This is a genomic window from Herbidospora galbida, assembly GCF_005233835.1.
GTDB lineage: Bacteria > Actinomycetota > Actinomycetes > Streptosporangiales > Streptosporangiaceae > Herbidospora > Herbidospora galbida.
On the sequence record NZ_SZQA01000050.1, the window covers coordinates 25,393 to 42,547 of the forward strand.

General features: G+C 71.9%; 16 protein-coding genes. 5 read left to right on the plus strand and 11 right to left on the minus strand.

From position 1 onward, the window contains the following. Window positions 1-3: 3 nt before the first annotated feature. Window positions 4-1,761 (plus strand): glycoside hydrolase family 15 protein, encoded by a 1,758-nt coding sequence (locus FDA94_RS34475; RefSeq protein ID WP_137251252.1) that lies wholly within the window; start codon window positions 4-6, stop codon window positions 1,759-1,761. On the opposite strand, the gene FDA94_RS34480 is transcribed toward FDA94_RS34475, so the two are convergent. Beyond that, the gene (locus FDA94_RS34480; RefSeq protein ID WP_212735640.1) at window positions 1,762-2,961 is read right to left on the minus strand and encodes an ROK family protein; all 1,200 of its coding nucleotides are present in this window, start codon (window positions 2,959-2,961) and stop codon (window positions 1,762-1,764) included. Window positions 2,962-3,041: 80 nt separating this feature from the next. Between FDA94_RS34480 and FDA94_RS34485 the strand changes: the two genes are divergently transcribed. Both FDA94_RS34485 and FDA94_RS34490 read left to right on the plus strand, forming a co-directional pair. Further along, window positions 3,042-3,683, plus strand: a complete 642-nt coding sequence (locus FDA94_RS34485) for an HAD-IA family hydrolase (RefSeq protein ID WP_212735641.1) — start codon at window positions 3,042-3,044, stop codon at window positions 3,681-3,683. Next, window positions 3,676-4,875, plus strand: a complete 1,200-nt coding sequence (locus FDA94_RS34490; protein WP_137251255.1) for an MFS transporter — start codon at window positions 3,676-3,678, stop codon at window positions 4,873-4,875. The genes FDA94_RS34485 and FDA94_RS34490 overlap by 8 nt, the downstream gene beginning before the upstream one ends. A gap of 115 nt (window positions 4,876-4,990) precedes the next feature. Here the strand turns inward: FDA94_RS34490 and FDA94_RS34495 are convergent, their stop codons facing one another. Next, window positions 4,991-5,848 carry a hypothetical protein gene (locus FDA94_RS34495; protein WP_246060311.1) on the minus strand — a complete coding sequence of 286 codons (858 nt, stop codon included), beginning with the start codon at window positions 5,846-5,848 and terminating at the stop codon, window positions 4,991-4,993. A gap of 84 nt (window positions 5,849-5,932) precedes the next feature. Next, the gene (locus FDA94_RS34500) at window positions 5,933-6,808 is read right to left on the minus strand and encodes a S66 peptidase family protein (protein WP_246060312.1); all 876 of its coding nucleotides are present in this window, start codon (window positions 6,806-6,808) and stop codon (window positions 5,933-5,935) included. 73 nt (window positions 6,809-6,881) lie between these two features. On the opposite strand from FDA94_RS34500, the gene FDA94_RS34505 reads away from it, so the two are divergent. Further along, window positions 6,882-7,757, plus strand: coding sequence for a sulfotransferase family protein (locus tag FDA94_RS34505; protein ID WP_137251257.1), 876 nt, complete (start codon window positions 6,882-6,884; stop codon window positions 7,755-7,757). On the opposite strand, the gene FDA94_RS34510 is transcribed toward FDA94_RS34505, so the two are convergent. The 5 genes from FDA94_RS34510 to FDA94_RS34530 form a co-directional block, all read right to left on the minus strand. Further along, a complete protein-coding gene (locus tag FDA94_RS34510; protein ID WP_137251258.1) occupies window positions 7,735-9,618 on the minus strand; it encodes an ABC transporter ATP-binding protein in 1,884 nt (627 codons plus the stop codon). The two genes, FDA94_RS34505 and FDA94_RS34510, sit on opposite strands and share 23 nt — an antisense overlap. A gap of 77 nt (window positions 9,619-9,695) precedes the next feature. Beyond that, on the minus strand, window positions 9,696-10,514 hold the full coding sequence (locus FDA94_RS34515; protein ID WP_425460192.1) for an enoyl-CoA hydratase/isomerase family protein: 819 nt from the start codon (window positions 10,512-10,514) through the stop codon (window positions 9,696-9,698). 142 nt (window positions 10,515-10,656) lie between these two features. Next, entirely contained in the window at window positions 10,657-10,872 is a 216-nt protein-coding gene (locus tag FDA94_RS34520) for a helix-turn-helix domain-containing protein (RefSeq protein WP_030452286.1), read from the minus strand. Window positions 10,873-10,986: 114 nt separating this feature from the next. After that, window positions 10,987-12,585 carry an ABC-F family ATP-binding cassette domain-containing protein gene (locus FDA94_RS34525; protein WP_137251259.1) on the minus strand — a complete coding sequence of 533 codons (1,599 nt, stop codon included), beginning with the start codon at window positions 12,583-12,585 and terminating at the stop codon, window positions 10,987-10,989. A gap of 136 nt (window positions 12,586-12,721) precedes the next feature. Continuing rightward, window positions 12,722-13,459: an acVLRF1 family peptidyl-tRNA hydrolase gene (locus tag FDA94_RS34530; protein WP_137251260.1), complete on the minus strand. Its 738-nt coding sequence runs from the start codon at window positions 13,457-13,459 to the stop codon at window positions 12,722-12,724. A gap of 121 nt (window positions 13,460-13,580) precedes the next feature. Here FDA94_RS34530 and FDA94_RS34535 point away from each other — a divergent pair, with 121 nt between their 5' ends. Continuing rightward, a complete protein-coding gene (locus FDA94_RS34535; protein WP_246060313.1) occupies window positions 13,581-14,822 on the plus strand; it encodes an EAL domain-containing protein in 1,242 nt (413 codons plus the stop codon). Window positions 14,823-14,843: 21 nt separating this feature from the next. Here the strand turns inward: FDA94_RS34535 and hisG are convergent, their stop codons facing one another. From hisG to FDA94_RS34550, 3 genes are all read right to left on the minus strand, one after another. Then, window positions 14,844-15,689: an ATP phosphoribosyltransferase gene (gene hisG / locus FDA94_RS34540; RefSeq protein WP_137251261.1), complete on the minus strand. Its 846-nt coding sequence runs from the start codon at window positions 15,687-15,689 to the stop codon at window positions 14,844-14,846. Window positions 15,690-15,748: 59 nt separating this feature from the next. Beyond that, window positions 15,749-16,012 carry a phosphoribosyl-ATP diphosphatase gene (locus FDA94_RS34545; RefSeq protein WP_030452281.1) on the minus strand — a complete coding sequence of 88 codons (264 nt, stop codon included), beginning with the start codon at window positions 16,010-16,012 and terminating at the stop codon, window positions 15,749-15,751. Between the two features lie 152 nt (window positions 16,013-16,164). Beyond that, on the minus strand, window positions 16,165-17,155 hold a 991-nt coding region (locus FDA94_RS34550; protein ID WP_137251262.1), incomplete at its 5' end, for an aminotransferase-like domain-containing protein.

Sequence of the window (17,155 nt, forward strand, 5' to 3'; positions counted from 1 at the left end):
CACATGCGGATCGAGGATTACGCGCTGATCGGCGACATGCAGTCGGCGGCCCTGGTGGGCCGCGACGGCTCGGTCGACTGGCTCTGCCTGCCCCGTTTCGACTCCCCCGCGTGCTTCGCGGCCTTGCTGGGCAACCAGCGCCACGGTGCCTGGCGCGTCTGGGCCTCCGGTATGGAGACGGCCTCCAGCCGCCGCTACTGGGGCGACACGCTCGTCCTCGAATCGACCTGGGACACCCCCACCGGCACCGCCCGGGTGATCGACTTCATGCCGGTACGCCATGAGCACCCCCGCCTGGTCAGGGTCGTCGAGGGCGTGGCCGGTTCGGTCGAGATGAACTGCGAGATCCGCATCCGGTTCGACTACGGCCGGATCGTCCCGTGGATGCGCCGCCGCGACGGCAGCCTCCAGGCCGTCGGCGGCCCCGACTCGGTCTGGATCCACTCGCCGGTCCACCTGCACGGCAGCGACTACCGCCACAAGGGCACGTTCCGGGTCGAGGCGGGCGACAAGCTGCCGTTCGTGTTCAGCTGGCACCCCTCCCATGCGCCCGCGCCGCCCATGATCGACCCGCTCGACGAGCTCGACTACACCCGCGAGATCTGGGAGGACTGGGTCTCCACGGGCACCCACACCGGTCAGTGGCGCGACGCCGTGGTCCGCTCGATGATCACCCTCAAGGGGCTGACCTACGCCCCGACCGGCGGCATCGTCGCCGCGGCCACCACCAGCCTGCCGGAGGACCTCGGCGGCGTCCGCAACTGGGACTACCGGTTCTGCTGGCTGCGCGACGCCTCGATGACCCTCGACGCCCTGCTGACCAGCGGCTACATCGAAGAGGCCAAGGCCTGGCGCGAGTGGCTGCTGCGCGCCATCGCCGGGCGTCCCCAGGACCTCCAGATCATGTACGGCGTCGCCGGCGAACGCCGCCTCCCCGAGATGACCCTCGACTGGCTCCCCGGCTACGAGAACTCCCTGCCGGCCCGCATCGGCAACAGCGCCGCCAACCAGCTCCAGCTCGACGTCTACGGCGAGGTCGTCAACTCCCTCTACCAGGCCGGCCAGGGTGGCCTCCATCCCGACGACCACGCCTGGAAGCTCACCCGCAAGATGATGGACTTCCTGGAGACCGGCTGGCAGCAGCCCGACGAGGGCCTGTGGGAGGTGCGCGGCCCGCGCCGCCAGTTCACCCACTCCAAGGTGATGGTCTGGGTCGCCTGCGACCGCGTCATCCGCACCATGGAGGCCCAGCGCCGCTCGGGCCCGATCGACCGGTGGAAGGCGCTCCGCGAGGAGATCCACAAGGAGGTCTGCGAGAAGGGCTACGACCCGGAGCGCAACACCTTCACCCAGTCGTACGGCTCCCAGGAGCTCGACGCCGCCACGTTGCTCATCCCCACGATGGGCTTCCTGCCGCCCGACGACCACCGCGTGATCGGCACCATCAACGCGATCGAGCGCGAGCTGACGACCCCCGAGGGGTTCGTGCTGCGCTACTCGACCAGCGAGCACAACGCGGTCGACGGGCTGCCCGGCCGGGAGGGCGCGTTCCTGGCCTGCAGCTTCTGGCTCGCCGAGGCCAAGGCCCGCATGGGGCTGCGCAAGGAGGCGTGCGACCTGTTCCGCCGCCTCCTCGACCTGCGCAACGACGTCGGCCTGCTCTCCGAAGAGTACGACCCCGTGCAGGGCCGCCTGGTGGGCAACTTCCCGCAGGCGTTCAGCCACGTTCCGCTCATTCACGCGGCCCAGGCGATCGGCTAGCTAGGCGCTGGTGATCCGGTGGGTGCGCCAGGTCCGCAGGCCCTCCGCGGTGAGAAAGGCGTCGAAGACCATTTCGGCGGTGCCGATGCGCGGCGCCGCGGCGCCGAGGTGGGAGGCCGTGATCACGGCGGGGCTCTGGCGCCGGAACGCCATGAGCGCCTCCTCGCACCCCGCCGTCACGGTCTGGGGGGCCGCCTCGTAGAGCCGGGCTCCCAGACCGGACAGGGTCACGGCCTCGGGGTCGTGCGCGTTGACGAGGGCGCCGATCCCCCGGCCGAACGCCCGCGCGATGATCTCGACCGCCCGGCCGCTCGCCGGATCACCATCGGCCGCCAGGGCGATCAGCCGCTCGGCGTGGTCGAGCCGCCGGTCGACCGGGATGTCCTGGCCGAGGTGCCGGATCAGCGCGTTGGCCCCCACGTCGAGGTCCCAGCAGCCGCGCGACCCGCACGCGCACGCCTGGCCGGGGTCGCCCGCCAGGGGCAGGTGGCCGAACTCCCCCGCCATGCCGCGCGCGCCGGTCAGCGGGCGTCCCCCGACGACGAGCGCCCCGCCGACGCCGAGGGAGACGTGCAGGTGCAAGCCCAGACCGACGCCGCGCAGGGCGCCCCGCCGCGCCTCGGCGAGCGCCGCGAGGGTGGCGTCGTTGCCGAGCCGGACGAGGGGGTGGCCGTCGAGCCGCAGCAGGGAGACCAGGTCGACGTCGTGCCAGCCCAGGTGGACCGCGTCGACGACACGGCCGTCACGAACGCTGGCCGGGACCGAGATGCCGATGCCCACCACCCGTCCGTCGAGCTCGGCCATGCGCCGACGTAGCGCGCCGGACAGTTCGGCCAGCACGTCGGTGGCGAGCCCGGCGGTGTGGTGGCGGCATTCGAGCGTCTCCGACGCGCCGCCGAGCGCGGCGGCCGTGATGGACCAGGAGTCCTCCCGCAGGTCGGCGGCGAGCGCGACCGGCCCTCGCGGGTGGGGCCCGACCAGGTGGGTCGGCCGTCCGCGCGGCCGGTCGGCCGGCGGCCGTTCCAGCACCATCTCGGCGGCGGCCAGCTCGCTCACCAGGACGGTCGCGGTGCCCCGGGCCAGCCCGAGCTCGCGGGTGAGCTGGGAGCGGGTGAGCTCCCCGCCGCCGGCGTGCACGGCGCGCAGCAGCCGGGTCAGGTTGTGGAGCCGCAGCTCGGTGCTGGTCGTGGGCGCGTGCACGCCTCCCATTGTGGCATCCATGATCCCCTGATTATGCTCTCGCCTAGAACAAAACATGTCCCCTGTATGGCGAGGTGCTCGTGCGCGACTTCTGTGCGGTGCTGTTCGACCTGGACGGAACACTGGTCGACTCCGATGCCGCGGTGGCCAGGGCCTGGGCGGCCTGGTCGGTCAAACGCGGCGTCGACCTGGAAGTGATCATGAAGGTCTCGCCGGGACGGCCGGGCATCGAGACGATCGCCGAACTGGCCGTCGGCCTGACCCCCGCCGAGATCGTCGCGGACTCCCAGGAGAACCTGCGCCTGGAGGAGGCCGACCTCGACGGCGTCTCGGCGATGCCGGGAGCCGTCGACCTGCTCACCTCCTACGACGATCTCGGTGTCCGCTGGGGCATCGTGACCTCGTGTCCCCGCCCGCTGGCGCTGGCCCGGATCGGGGCCGCCCGGCTGCCGCAGCCCCCGGTCCTGGTCACCGCCGACGACATCGTCCAGGGCAAGCCCGATCCGGCCTGCTACCTCCTGGGGGCGGAGCTTTTGGGCGTCGACGCGCGGCACTGCCTGGTGGTCGAGGACGCGGCGGCGGGCGTCCGGTCCGGTCAGGCCGCCGGGATGACGGTGGCGGGGGTGCGCGGCGTCGCGGGCGCCGATCTCGACCTGGCGAGCCTGCGGGACCTGGCGACGGTCGCGGGCCGCTGCGCGCACGAACACCGCGTCGATGCCTGAGCGATCCACGGGCTCCCGCGCCCGGGTGGCGCTGTCGGTGTTCTACGGGCTGGCCGGGGTGCTCAGCGCGTTGTGGGTGGCGACCCTGCCCGCCGTCGACGAGCGGCTCGACCTCGGTCCGGGCCGGATCGGCACCCTGCTGCTCCTGCTGGCGGTGGGCGCGCTCGCCACGATGCCGCTCACCGGGCGGGCGGCCGACCGGTGGGGCAGCCGCCGGTTGCTGCGGGTCGCGGCGCCGGTCTGCGCGCTGGTGCTGTGCGGGGTGGCGCTCGCGCCGTCCTTCGGAGTGCTGGCCGTCGCCGTGGTGCCGTTCGGGGCCGCCACGGGCGCGGTCAACATCGCGCTGAACGTGCACGGCGTCGAGGTGGAGCGCGGCCTCGGCAAGCCCGTCATGGGAAGCCTGCACGGGGTGTGGAGCCTGGGCGGGGTGGTCGGCGGCGCGGTGATCACGGCGGCCCTGGCGGCGGGCGCGGACGTGCGGACGCTGATGGTGTCCGTCGCGGTCGCCGTGATCGTGGTCTCCCTCGTGCCCGGCCGGTTCCTGCTCACCGCGCCCACGTCTGTCCGGGACGACGTCCAGGACACCGGCGGCTCGATCGCGCTGAGCGCCGGGATGATCGCGCTCATGGGCGGGGTGGTCTTCGCCGCGTACCTCAGCGAGGCGACCGCCACCGACTGGGCCGCCGTGCACGCCCGATGGGAACTCGCGGCCGAACCGGCCACCGCGTCCGTCGTTTACACCGCCTTCGCGGCGGCGATGACCGTGACCCGGTTTCTCGGCGACCCGCTGCGCGCCCGGCTCGGCCCCGCCCGGACCATGCGGTTCGCCGGATCCGTCGCCTCCACCGGATACGCCTTCGTCCTGGCCGCCTCCTTCGCCGGTTCCGGGGCCGTCGCCTGCGCGATCGCGGGCTGGAGCCTGGTCGGGGTCGGCATGGCCACGGTCGTTCCGGTGATCTTCAGCACGGTCGGGGCGATGGTGAGCCGCCCGGGACGCGCGCTGTCGGCGGTCACCACGATCAGCTTCGGCGGAGCCCTGACCGGACCGGCGGTCATCGGATACGTCGCCGAGGTCGAGTCGCTGGGGGCGGCGCTGCTCATCCCGGCCTTCTTCGCCGTCTTCGTGACCCTGGCCGGTCCCGCAGCCGTGCGCGCCGTGACCGGAGGACTCGTTCCGCAGCGCAGACCGTAGCCGTCCACGAGCGGTTGCACCTTACTGAGGGGAATCGGCCACGTGCGAGGGACGCGGCCTGCCGCCGGCCTTCGTCATCACCGGCGGCGACATCAACGACTGCACCCGTGGTGGGCTAGTTCGCGTCTCCGGCCAGGCGGGCCAGCAGGCGGGCGAAGTCGGCGGGCGGGGTCACCACGAGCCTGACCTGGCCGTCCTGGGGAACCAGGTCGGCCTGGATGCGGGTCAGCCGGTCGCGGTGCCACCAGTAGACGTGGGGGCTGAGGCCGCCGTCGCGGTCGTCGAACTCGCGCTGGGCGTACACGCGCATGCGCTCCAGGGCGCGGACGACGCCGATGCCCTCGATGGGGTGGACGGCCATCGCGCCCGGGTGGGGCAGCACGACGAGCAGCCCGTCGGGCGGGCCGGGGAGCCGCCGCAGGTGCGCCACGGCGGTGGGCGCGCTGATCATCCGTACGCTCACCCCGCCGAGCTGGAGGTACTCGGCGGTGATCCGCTCGTCGGCCAGCGCGTTGTCGAGCGCGACGTCGAGCGCCTCGGCGGGCGGGATCGGCCAGCAGAAGGCCTCCTCCGGCCGGACCGGACGGCCGCCGATCGTCAGCACCTCGATCAGATCGGCGCTCAGGTGGCGGCCGATGATGCGCGAGGGATCCGGGATGGCCGGGTCGTCGGCCGCGTGCAGGCGGGTGCGCAGCAGCGGTTTGATCCGGCCCAGGTTGCACGCGTCGAACGGTTCGCCCGACACGGCGTGGGACAGGTGCTCGGAGACCAGCATGGGCCAGTCTTCGCGCGACCTGCGGGCCGCCTCACGGCGGAGCCCGACCAGGTTGACGGTACGGGAGGTCTCCTCGCCACCCATGATCAGGGTGGCGCCGTCGTCCTCGAACGCGCAGCTGTAGCCCATCGTCTCGACGACCAGGGCGAGGAGGGAGTCAAGATCGACGTCCTCGACGGGCCGGGAGGCAGGCTGCACTGGCTGGTCAGGCCGAATCCGGCTGCGGAGTCGCCGCAACAGACCCAAGGCTCATCCCCTTACAAGCGTGGCGTGTTGCCAGCTTCAGGGTGCCTTGTCCTGGTTGCCGATGAGGCCGGTGAGAGAGCACGATTCGGTATCAATAACCCCATCGGCCCCCAGCCACACACTGAACTGTGGTGTCCCGTGACCGATCGGCAGCCCCGCGATGATCGGCACTCCCAGCGGTCCGAGGCGTTCCACCAGCACCGGAAGCGCCTCGCCGCACTCCACCCACGAGCCGAGCGCGAAACCGACCGCGCCGTCGAGACAGCCCGCCTGGAGTAGCTGGGTCAGCATACGGTCGATTCGGTAGGGCTCCTCCCGGATGTCCTCCAGCAGGACGATCCGGCCCCGCGACTCCATCTGGTGGGGCGTACCGCAGAGCGCCGCCAGCAGCGTCAGGTTGCCGCCGGTCACCGGCCCGATCGCCGAACCGGGCACCAGCACCTGGTCGCCCTTGACCGGCCGGGGCTCCAGGCTGGAGATGAGCGACGCCTTGAGGTGGGACAGCGACCGCGGCTCGGGCCCCTCCTCGTCGCTGATCGTCGAGCAGGCCGGCATCGGGCCGAACAGCGAGGCCACCCCCAGACGGCGCTGGAAGGCCAGGTGGAGGGCGGTGATGTCGCTCGACCCCACCAGGGGTTTGGGCCGGACCGCCTCCATCTTGTCCCAGTCGAGGTGGTCGAGCACCCGCGTCGCGCCGTAGCCGCCCCGGGCACAGATCACCGCGGCGATCTCCGGATCGCACCAGGCTTCCTGCAGGTCGGCGGCGCGAGCCTGGTCGGGCCCGGCGAGGTAGCCGCGGCGGATCAGCATGCGGGGCCCGAACCGGACGTTCAGGCCGAGGCCGGTGAGCACATGGCGGCCGCGGTTGAGCCGGTCGAGGTCGACCGGACCCGAAGGCGCGACGACGGCCACGGTGTCACCGTGCCGGAGACGGGGTGGAGTACGTTCGGACACCCCCCAAAGAGTGTCAGACTAGGCGCTACCTATGCGACCACCGACCCACATTCTCGTGGTAAACGGCGTCAAGGTCCGTCAGCCGGTCTTCGTGCTCGCCGCCCCCCACAGCGGTGCGGACCTGCTCGCCCGTGCCATCAAGCGCTCGCCCGGCGTGCATCTCACCATGGGCCGGGGCGCGGTGTCCCGTGTCGTCTACGCGTTCGCGCGGCGGCCGTCGATCGCGCGCAGCCCCGGGGCGCCCCGGGTGATCCGCGACGTGCTGGCCGAGGCCTGGCAGGTGGTGCCGGGCGCGTGCGGCGAGTGCTCGGGCGCCTGCAAGGAGGCCGGCGGCATCATCGGCGCGGGCCCGTGCGTGACCGCCTCCGAGCTCACCCGGTTCGGCGACGCCAGCCCCGACCTGCTCTACAGCGCCCCCGTCCTGCTCCAGGCCTTCCCCGACGCCCGGTTCGTCCAGGTCATCCGCGACGGCCGCGACGTCGTCGCCGACATGCTGGCCGACCCGGCGACGATGGCCTGGTTCAAGCCCCACATGCTGGCCGACGACAGCGAGTTCCCCAGCCCGTTCCTCGGCGTCAACAGCGCCGAGCACAAGCTGCGCTGGAAGGAGATGCCGGTCGCGGGCAAGAGCGCGCTGCGCTGGCGCGCCGCGATCCGCCTGTCGGCGGTGCTCCGCAAGGAGCTCCCCGCCGACCAGCTCCTGACGATCCGGTACGAAGACCTGCACAAGTCCCCGGCCGAGACGTTCGGCCAGGTGGGCGAATTCCTCGGCGCCAAGATCTCCACGATCGCCCTCTACGGCACCGCCGCCCCCCGGGTGGGCGCCCGCCGCCGCCTCGCGCACACCGACGCCGAACTGGTCGGCAAGGTGGCCCGCGAGGAGCTCAAACGGCTGGGCTACTCGTGAACTGCGTCTTGTAGAGCTCCGCGTAGGCGCCGTCGAGGACCATCAGCTCGTCGTGCCGCCCGAGCTCGGTCACCCGGCCGTCGTTCATCACGAGGATCACGTCGGCCTCACGGATGGTCGACAGCCGGTGGGCGATGACCAGGCTGGTCCGGCCCGCCAGGGCCGTCTTCAGAGCCTGCTGTACGGCCACCTCCGACTCGGAGTCGAGATGGGCGGTGGCCTCGTCGAGCACCACCACCGGCGGGGCCTTGAGCAGCAGCCGGGCCAGCGCCACCCGCTGCTTCTCGCCGCCGGAGAACCGGTAGCCGCGCTCCCCCACGACCGTGTCGAGCCCCTCGGGCAGCGCCGCGACCAGGTCGGCGATCTGGGCCGCCCGCAGGGCCTCCCAGATCTCCTCGTCGGTGGCCTCCGGGCGGGCGTAGCGGAGGTTGGCGGCGATGGTGTCGTGGAACAGGTGCGGGTCCTGCATGACGACGCCCACGGTGTCGCGCAGCGACTCCATCGTGGCGTCGCGCACGTCGAGACCGTTGAGCCTGACGGCGCCGGCGTCGACGTCGTACAGGCGGGAGACCAGCGAGGTCGTGGTGGTCTTGCCGGCGCCGGAGTGGCCGACCAGGGCGACCATCTGGCCCGGCCGGGCGGTGAAGGTGACGCCCTTGAGCACCTCGGCCGACTCGCCCTGGTCGGGGCGGGCGACCGACTCCAGGGAGGCCAGCGACACCTCGGCCGCGCCCGGGTAGCGGAAGCGGACGTCGTCGAACTCGATGGTGACCGGCCCGGACGGCACCTTCTCGGCGCCGGGCTTCTCGGCGACCATCGGCTTGAGGTCGAGCACCTCGAAGACGCGGTCGAAGCTGACCAGGGCGGTCATCACGTCGATGTGGACGTTGGACAGGCCGGTGAGGGGGCCGTACAGCCGCATCAGCAGCGCCGACATGGCCACCAGCGTGCCGAGTTCGAACGAGCCGCCGACCGCGAGCACGCCGCCCAGCCCGTAGACCAGGGCCGTGGCGAGCGCGGCGATCAGGCCGAGCGCGATGCGGAACACCGTGCCGAGCATGGCGACGGTGACCCCGACGTCGCGGACCCGGGCGGCCCTCCCGGCGAAGTGCACGGCCTCGTCGTCGGGCCGGCCGTAGAGCTTGGCGACCATGGCGCCGGCCACGTTGAACCGCTCGGTCATCACCGAGCTCATCTCGGCGCCGAGTTCCATCTGCTCGCGGGTGTACTTCGACATCCGGCGGCCCACCCACTGGGCGGGCAGGATGAAGATCGGCACCATGACCAGCGCGACCAGGGTGATCTGCCACGACAGCGCCAGCATCGTGACCAGGACGACGACCAGGCTGACCACGTTGGACACGACCGACGACAGCGTGCTGGTGATGGCCCGCTGCGCGCCGATGACGTCGCCGTTGAGCCGCGACACCAGCGCGCCGGTCTGCGCCCGCATGAAGAAGGCCACCGGCATCCGCTGGACGTGGTCGAAGACCTCGGTGCGCAGGTTGTAGATCAGGCCCTCGCCGATCCGGGCCGAGAACCAGCGCTCGGCCAGGCCGAGCACCGCGTCGAGCAGCGCCAGCCCGGCGATGGCCAGCGCCAGCCCGACGACCAGCCCGGTGTCGCGCGCCGGAATGGCGACGTCGATGATCTGCTTCACGACCAGCGGATTGGCGACCACGGTCACCGACCCGATCGTGATCAGCGCCAGGAACGCCACGATCGACCACCTGAACGGCGCGGCGTAGCCGGCGATCCGCCGGACCGTGCCCGGCGCGAGGCGCTCCTTCATGACGTCGCCGTCGCGCCGCATCGACCGCATCATCTGCCAGCCCATGTTCGGGCCGCCCATCATCGCCATGTCCTGCCCAACCCTTTACCGCAGGGGGCGATTCCAGGATCAGCCCGAGGCGAACAGATCACCTACGCGTCTCATGGTCAGCCCGAGGCGAACAGCGACCGGATGCGGACCACCTGTTCGGCTCTCTCCGCGGCGGCCTGCTCCTCCAGTGTGCGGCCTCCCGCACCCTGCAGCAGCCGTTTGGTCGCCGTCGCAGCGGACCGCTCGGTGGCGAGCAGCGCCGCCGCAAGGTCGGCCACGGCCGTATCCAGCTCCTCAACCGGTACGGCCAGCTCGGCCAGCCGGAGGCGCAAGGCCTCCTCCGCCCCGACCTTCCGGGCGGTGACACACAACTCCAGGGCCCTGGGCAGCCCCACGAGATCGACCAGCGGCTTGGTCCCCGTCAGGTCGGGCACCAGGCCGAGCGCCGGTTCCTTCATGCAGAACTGCACGTCGTCGGCCACGATCCGCAGGTCGCACGCGAGTGCGAGCTGGAATCCGGCCCCGATCGCGTGGCCCTGGACGGCCGCGATCGAGATGATCTCCGGACGACGCAGCCACAGAAAGGCCTTCTGCGCCTGGGCGATTCGCTCCTCGAAGCCCTCACCGAGCACCGAGGCGAACGAGCCCTCACCGGGGACTCCCCCGGGCGTGAACAGTCGCAGGTCGATGCCTGCGGAGAAGGACGGCCCCTCGCCTTTCACGACGACGATCCGCACGGCTTCGGGGAGGTCGTCCCCGATCCGGGCCAGTGCCGACCAGGTGGCGAACGTCTGGGCGTTCCGCTTGTCCGGCCGGTTCAGCGTGATCGTCGCGATCTCGCCGTCCACCTCGTAGCGCAGTCCGACCTCAGCGAGCGCGCTCGCCGAGATCTGCTCCGCTCTCCCCCTTGGTGTCGCTTCCACAGCGTCGTTCACAGCCCGCAACCCCTTCCTGGCGGTCACGCCCGAGCCTACCGAACCCTGTTCGGTTGTCCGACCCCGGCCGGTCGGCTCGGGAGCGGACCGCTCTGGATCTGAGGTACACGAGCGGCTGCGGTCGCGCGTCGGCGAGGCGGAACTAGCGCTTGGTCTTGCCTCGGGTCGCCCCGCCGCGTCCCCGCAGAGTCACGCCCGACTCGCTGAGGATGCGGTGGATGAATCCGTACGACCGGCCGGTGGAAGCGGCCAAGGCGCGGATGCTCTCACCCGCGGCATAGCGCTTCTTGAGATCGCTGGCCAGTTTTTCACGATCGGCCCCGGTCACCCGGGTGCCCTTCTTCAGAGTCTCGGCCACGAGTACCTCCTGTAGTGCCAGACTTCCGCAGCGTTACTCACGCCATGATCAGTCATTTCGGCTCGATCGGCTACCTACTCCCAGGGAAAAGATCCGTACCCGGTAAATTTATGATCAGGCGAGGGCGACGAGATCGGAAAATTCCTCGCTCCACGCGTCTTCGACGCCGTCGGGCAGGAGGATGACCCGGTCGGGTTGCAGCGCCTCCACGGCCCCTTCGTCGTGGGTGACCAAGACGATCGCCCCTGTGTAAGAGCGCAGAGCCGTCAGCACCTGTTCCCGTGAGGCCGGGTCGAGGTTGTTGGTGGGCTCGTCGAGCAGCAGCACGTTGGCGCTGGAGAGCACCAGCGTGGCCAGGGCCAGCCGGGTCTTCTCGCCGCCCGACAGCACTCCTGCCGGCTTGTCGACGTCGTCGCCGGTGAACAGGAACGAGCCGAGCACCTTGCGCAGGTCGACGTCGGCGAGGTCGGGCCCGGCCGAGCGCATGTTCTCGAGGACGGTGCGCGTCGGGTCGAGGGTCTCGTGCTCCTGGGCGTAGTAGCCGATCTTCAGGCCGTGGCCGGGGCGCACCTCGCCGGTGTCGGGCTTCTCGATGCCGCCCAGGATGCGCAGCAGCGTGGTCTTCCCGGCGCCGTTGAGGCCGAGGATGACGACCCGGTGCCCCCGGTCGACGGCGGCGTCGACGTCGGTGAAGACCTCAAGGGAGCCGTAGGACTTGGACAGGTCGACGGCCGACAGCGGCGTGCGGCCGCAGGGCGCGGGCGACGGGAAGCGCAGCTTGGCGACCTTGTCGGAGCGGCGCTCGGGCTCGATGCCGCGCAGCAGGCGCTCGGCGCGGCGCTGCATGTCCTGCGCCGCCTTGGCCTTGGTGGCCTTGGCGCGCATCTTGTCGGCCTGCGCCATCAGCACCCCGGCCTGCTTCTCGGCGTTGGCCCGCTCGCGCTTGCGGCGCTTCTCGTCGGTCTCGCGCTGCGTCAGGTAGGCCTTCCAGCCGACGTTGTACGTGTCGATCACGCACCGGTTCGCGTCGAGATGGAGCACCCGGTTTACCGTCGCTTCAAGTAGACCAACATCGTGGCTGATGATGATCAAGCCGCCCTGGTGGGAACGCAAAAAATCACGAAGCCAGCCGATGGAGTCCGCATCGAGGTGGTTTGTCGGCTCGTCGAGGAGGAGAGTCTCCGATCCCGAGAAAAGAATGCGCGCCAGTTCGACCCGTCTGCGCTGACCGCCCGAGAGGGTCTCCAGCGGCTGCCCGAGCACCCGGTCGGGCAGGCCCAGGCTGGAGGCGATCGAGGCGGCCTCCGACTCGGCGGCGTAGCCGCCCAGCACGTGGAGGCGGTCTTCGAGGCGGCCGTAGGCCTTCACGGCCTTGTCGCGGGTGCGCACGTCGGCCGAGGTCATGCCGAGCTCGGCCCGGCGCAGGTCGCGGATGACCTCGTCGAGGCCGCGCGCCGACAGGATGCGGTCGCGGGCGATCACCTGGAGGTCGCCGGTGCGCGGATCCTGCGGCAGGTAGCCGACCGCGCCGGTGATGGTGACGGTGCCGCCCGCGGGCTGGCCCTCGCCGGCGAGGGTCTTGGTGAGCGTGGTCTTGCCCGCTCCGTTGCGGCCAACGAGGCCGATCTTGTCGCCGGGGTTGACCCGGAACGACGCTCCCTCGATGAGGAGCCGCGATCCGACGCGGAGTTCGATGTCTGTAGCGATGATCATGATTGGGGGACACTCCCGCTGAGTGGCGAAACGCTGCCTCGATAGAAAGAACTTCAGGACCGTGGGCACACGGAAGAGATCAATCGGGAGTGCGCATGCCTCGATTGTATGGGGGCCCGGCGAAATCCCCGACTTCTCAAACCTCCGGCGGATCGACGACCCTGATCCTCACCGCCCGGAACTCCTCGGGCGTCTTCTCCAGCACGGCCAGCCGGGGATCGGGAACGGTCAGGAACGGCCCGGCCTCCAAGGCGAACAGGGGCCCGAGGCGCCGGTCGCCGCGCAACTCGTCGATCGCCTTCCGGTCTCCCCCGACGACGAACCCGGCCAGCCCTTCTTCGATGGCCGACAGCAACACTCGCGCGGCCACGTCGGCGGCGGCGCCCAGGGCCTCGTCGGCCTGTTTCTCCCGGCGGCGCGCGAACCTCTGCTGCGACCACCCTCCGGCGGCGCTCCGCCCGTGGACGAGCCGGGACCCCACCTTGGACACGAGGAGCCGGTCGCCCTCGAAGACGCCGGCGGCGTACCCCCCGAGACGGACGAGCAGGACCGCGACCCGCCGCTCCCGCGAGACGTGCGAGATCAGGGCGCCGGCGAGCGGACCGGGCCCCGGAGAACCGTCTCCTGTGGCGAGACCGGCCTCGTCGGCACCGGAGATCCCCGGATCCCCGGACCGGCCGGATGCCAGCGGGCCGAAGGGGACGTGGCACTCGGCCACCGCGCCGTCGGGGGCCGTGAGGACGACCAGGTCGGGGCCGCCCTCTTCGGACGGCGGGCCGCCGTGGCGGGCGGCGAAGTTGGTGAGCCAGCGGGGCAGCCGGGACGGGGGGATCGACACCCACCGTCCGCCCCCGGCGGCCGGGCGTGCGCTCATGGCTGCCCAGAGTAGCGGCTGGGGCTGAGCAGGGCGTCCATGGTTGTCGATAGGGGGAAATGTGGGTGAATTTCGCATCACCGGTCCCGGCAACCACGGACAGGCCCATGAGAATCGTGGTGTGTCGGTTCCCATGCCCTATCCGGCGCCGGTCGCCGTCTCACCAGGTGAGCAGTCCTCGACGACCGGCCCGTTCACCGTGTCGGGGTACGTGCCGGCGTGGGCCGCCGCGCCCCAGACCCCCATGGGCGGCCCGCCGAGCGCCTTCGGCCCCGTCGCCAGCTTCACCCCCGTGGTCGACCTCGACACCGGCGGCGTGATCGCCATACAGGTCAGCGCGAGCACGCCCGCCGCCGAGCGGGCCGACGTGGGCGGGACCGTCGCGGGCATCCGCGCCGCCGCCGAGCAGGACGCGCGGCTCCCCCTCGTGCTGCCCATCCCGATCGCCGCCGTCTCGGCGGGCTCGGCCGGGCTGGCCCCGCTGCACGAGGCCATGCGGGTCGCCGGGCGGCGGCCGCGCGAGATCATCCTGACCATCGAGGGCGACCTCGACCCGGCCGACCGCTCCCGGCTGCTGGCCGGGGTCGACGGGCTGCGCGCGGCCGGTTACCTGATCGCCTTCGGCGGGGTCGGGGTCCGCAACATCCCCCTCGACGTGGTGGCCGACGCCTCGCCCTACGTCATCCTGATCTCCCCCGACCTGGTGGAGCGCGCCCCCAAGGACGCCCGCCGGGCGGCCGTGGCCGAGGCGCTGGTCACGGTGGCCAAGGGCGTGGCGGCGCACATCCTCGCGCCGGGCGTCCAGGACGAGATCCAGCTCGCGGCGGTGCGGGCGTGGGGGGTCAGGCTGGCCACCGGGCCGCTGCTGGCGCCCGGCGACTGGCGGCCCGCCGACGGGCGGGTGCACGTGCCGGTCCCGGCGACCGAGACCTCGCCGAACCTCGCCCAGGTGCTCGGGCCGAGGGTGCAGGAGTTCCTGATGCCGGCCGTGACGCTGCCGATCACGGCGACCTCGGAGGACGTCGTGCAGGCGTTCGGCAACGAGGCCTCGATCACCAGCGTGATCCTGGTCGACGAATACCAGCGTCCGCAGTCGATGGTCGACCGCAGCCGGTTCCTGCTCTACATGGCGGGGGCGTACGGCCACGCCCTGCACGCCAAGAAGCCCGCCCACCGGATCGCCGACACCGCCCGGCTGGTGCCCAAGACGACGCCGGCGATCGCGGCCATGCAGGTCGCCGGGCAGGACGCCAAGCGGGTCTACGACGATCTCGTGGTCGTGGACGAGGTGGGCCGCTGCCTGGGCACGGTCCACGTCAGCGACCTGATCAGGCACGTCGCCAACCGGCCGGCCCCGAGATAGCGGGACCGGCCGGCGGGCCGCCTAGAGGCGGCAGGCGTAGATGTCGGTGATCAGGATCGCCTTGGCGCCCAGGTCCCACAGCCTGTCCATGACCTGCTGGTGGCCCTTGCGGCGGATCATCGCGCGGACCGCCACCCAGCCCTCGCGGTGCAGCGGCGAGACCGTCGGCCCCTCCATGCCCGGAGTGACCTCGATGGCCTCGTCGATCCGCTCGACCCGGATGTCGTAGTCGATCATCACGTAGTCGCGCGCCGCCAGCACGCCCTGCAGGCGCCGGATGAGCTGCTGGAAGCCGTTGTTCTCCGGCGCACCGACCTGCTTGATCAGGATCGCCTCGGACGTGGTGATCGGGTCGCCGAACACCTCCAGGCCGACGTTGCGCAGGGTGGTGCCGGTCTCCACGACGTCGGCGACGGCGTCGGCCACGCCGAGCCGGATCGCCGTCTCGACCGCGCCGTCGAGCTTGATGACGCGGGCGTCGACGCTCTGCTCCTCCAGGTAGTTCGTCAGCAGACCGGCGTAGGCGGTCGCGACCCGCTTGCCGTTGAGGTCTTTGACGTTGGAGAAGGCGCCGGGAGGCGCGGCGAAGCGGAAGGTCGACCGGCCGAAGCCGAGCGGCACCACCTCGTCGGCCGGGGCCCCGGAGTCGATCAGCATGTCGCGGCCGGTGATGCCGGCGTCGAGGGTGCCCTCGCCGACGTAGACCGCGATGTCACGGGGACGGAGGAAGAACAACTCGCAGGAGTTCTCCGGGTCGACGACCACGAGCTCCTTGCTGTCCTTGCGGGGGCGGTAACCCGCCTCTTTCAGGATGACCTGGGCGGCCTCGGACAGCACGCCCTTGTTCGGTACGGCAAGGCGAAGCATTGTTGGAACCTTTCGGGATGGCCTCTGAGATGAGCGAGGTCCGGGCACCCGGGGGTGCCCTAGAGATGCTTGTAGACCTCGTCGAGCCCGATCCCGCGGGCCAGCATGAGCACCTGGAGGTGGTAGAGCAGCTGCGAGATCTCCTCGGCGGTCCGGTCTGCCGATTCGTACTCCGCCGCCATCCAGACCTCGGCGGCCTCCTCGACGATCTTCTTGCCGATCGAGTGGACCCCGGCGTCGAGCGCCTTCACGGTCCCCGACCCTTCGGGACGGGTGCGGGCCTTCTCGGACAGCACGTCGTAGAGCTCATCGAACGTCGTCACTCGCCCAAGCCTAATGGGGGTCACCGCCTGGATCGCGGCAGCGTCCACTCAGCGAGACCGTGTCGTCCCCGGGCCACTTCACGAGGCGGAACGCCGGTCAGTGGCGCTCGGCTTCGCGGCCCGGGACCGCTTCCATCGAAGGCGTGGGAAAGTCACGTCGACAGGGTGCGGACCATGATCCGCAGCGCCCGGCGCAGCGCCGGCTCCTCGAGGTGGCCGAAGCCGAACACCACGCCGTTCCCGGCCCGGCCGGCCGGGTGGTGGAAGGCCGCCAGGGTGGCCACCCTGACCCCGCGCGCCCGCAGCTGCTCGGCCAGCGCGGGGGCCGGGAGCGCCCGGGGCAGCAGCAGGGTCGCGGTGGTGCCGGTCTCGGTGCCGATGACCCTGGTGTCGCGCCGGACCCCCGCCAGCGCCTGGCGGACCATCGTCCGGCGCCGGGCGAAGATCGCCGACAGCCGGTCGACCCGCCGGGTGACCGCGCCCGAGGCCAGCAGGTCGGCGGCGGCCCGCTGGCAGGTCTCCGGCACCGCGCAGGCCCGTGCCCGCACCCCGTCGGCCAGGTGGCGCGGCACGACCAGGTAGGCCAGCCGCATTCCCGGCGTCAGCAGCTCGCGGAACGACCCGAGCATGATCGTGGTGTCCGGGTCGCCCAGGGCCAGCAGCGACGGGCAGGGGTTCAGGCTCGCGTTGAACAGCCCGTCGAAGGCCGGCTCGATGAGGTAGGTCCCCCGGTCGGCCGCCCACGCCGCCAGCGCCCGGCGGTGCTCGGTCGGCAGCCGGTAGCCCAGCGGTTCGTTGCGGTCGGGCGTGAGCACCAGAGCGTCCACACCGGCCGGAACCTGCGGCCCGGTGGAACTGACCGGGACGGGCACGACGTGCCCCGTGTGGCCCGTCAGGGCCGCTCTGAGGCGGGGCAGCGCCGGGTCCTCGATCCCGACGACCGGGCGGCCCTCGGGAATCGCGAGCTGGAGCGCCGTCTCGCAGCCGGTGGTCACCACGATCTCGTGCCGGTCGAGCACCAGCCCCCGGGTGTCGCGCAGATGGGCGGCGATGGCCGACCGCAGCTCGGGCAGGCCGCCGGGCGGCGGCTCGGCGGCGCTGGGCACGCGGTGGCTGGCCCGGCGCCAGGCCGCCCGCCACTCG

Excerpts from the sequence above, each read along its gene's own strand:
- FDA94_RS34505 (WP_137251257.1), top strand. The coding sequence starts at position 6,882 with ATGCGACCACCGACCCACATTCTCGTGGTAAACGGCGTCAAGGTCCGT.
- FDA94_RS34475 (WP_137251252.1), top strand. The coding sequence starts at position 4 with ATGCGGATCGAGGATTACGCGCTGATCGGCGACATGCAGTCGGCGGCC.
- FDA94_RS34510 (WP_137251258.1), bottom strand. The coding sequence starts at position 9,618 with ATGGCGATGATGGGCGGCCCGAACATGGGCTGGCAGATGATGCGGTCG.
- hisG (WP_137251261.1), bottom strand. The coding sequence starts at position 15,689 with ATGCTTCGCCTTGCCGTACCGAACAAGGGCGTGCTGTCCGAGGCCGCC.
- FDA94_RS34490 (WP_137251255.1), top strand. The coding sequence starts at position 3,676 with ATGCCTGAGCGATCCACGGGCTCCCGCGCCCGGGTGGCGCTGTCGGTG.
- FDA94_RS34530 (WP_137251260.1), bottom strand. The coding sequence starts at position 13,459 with ATGAGCGCACGCCCGGCCGCCGGGGGCGGACGGTGGGTGTCGATCCCC.
- FDA94_RS34525 (WP_137251259.1), bottom strand. The coding sequence starts at position 12,585 with ATGATCATCGCTACAGACATCGAACTCCGCGTCGGATCGCGGCTCCTC.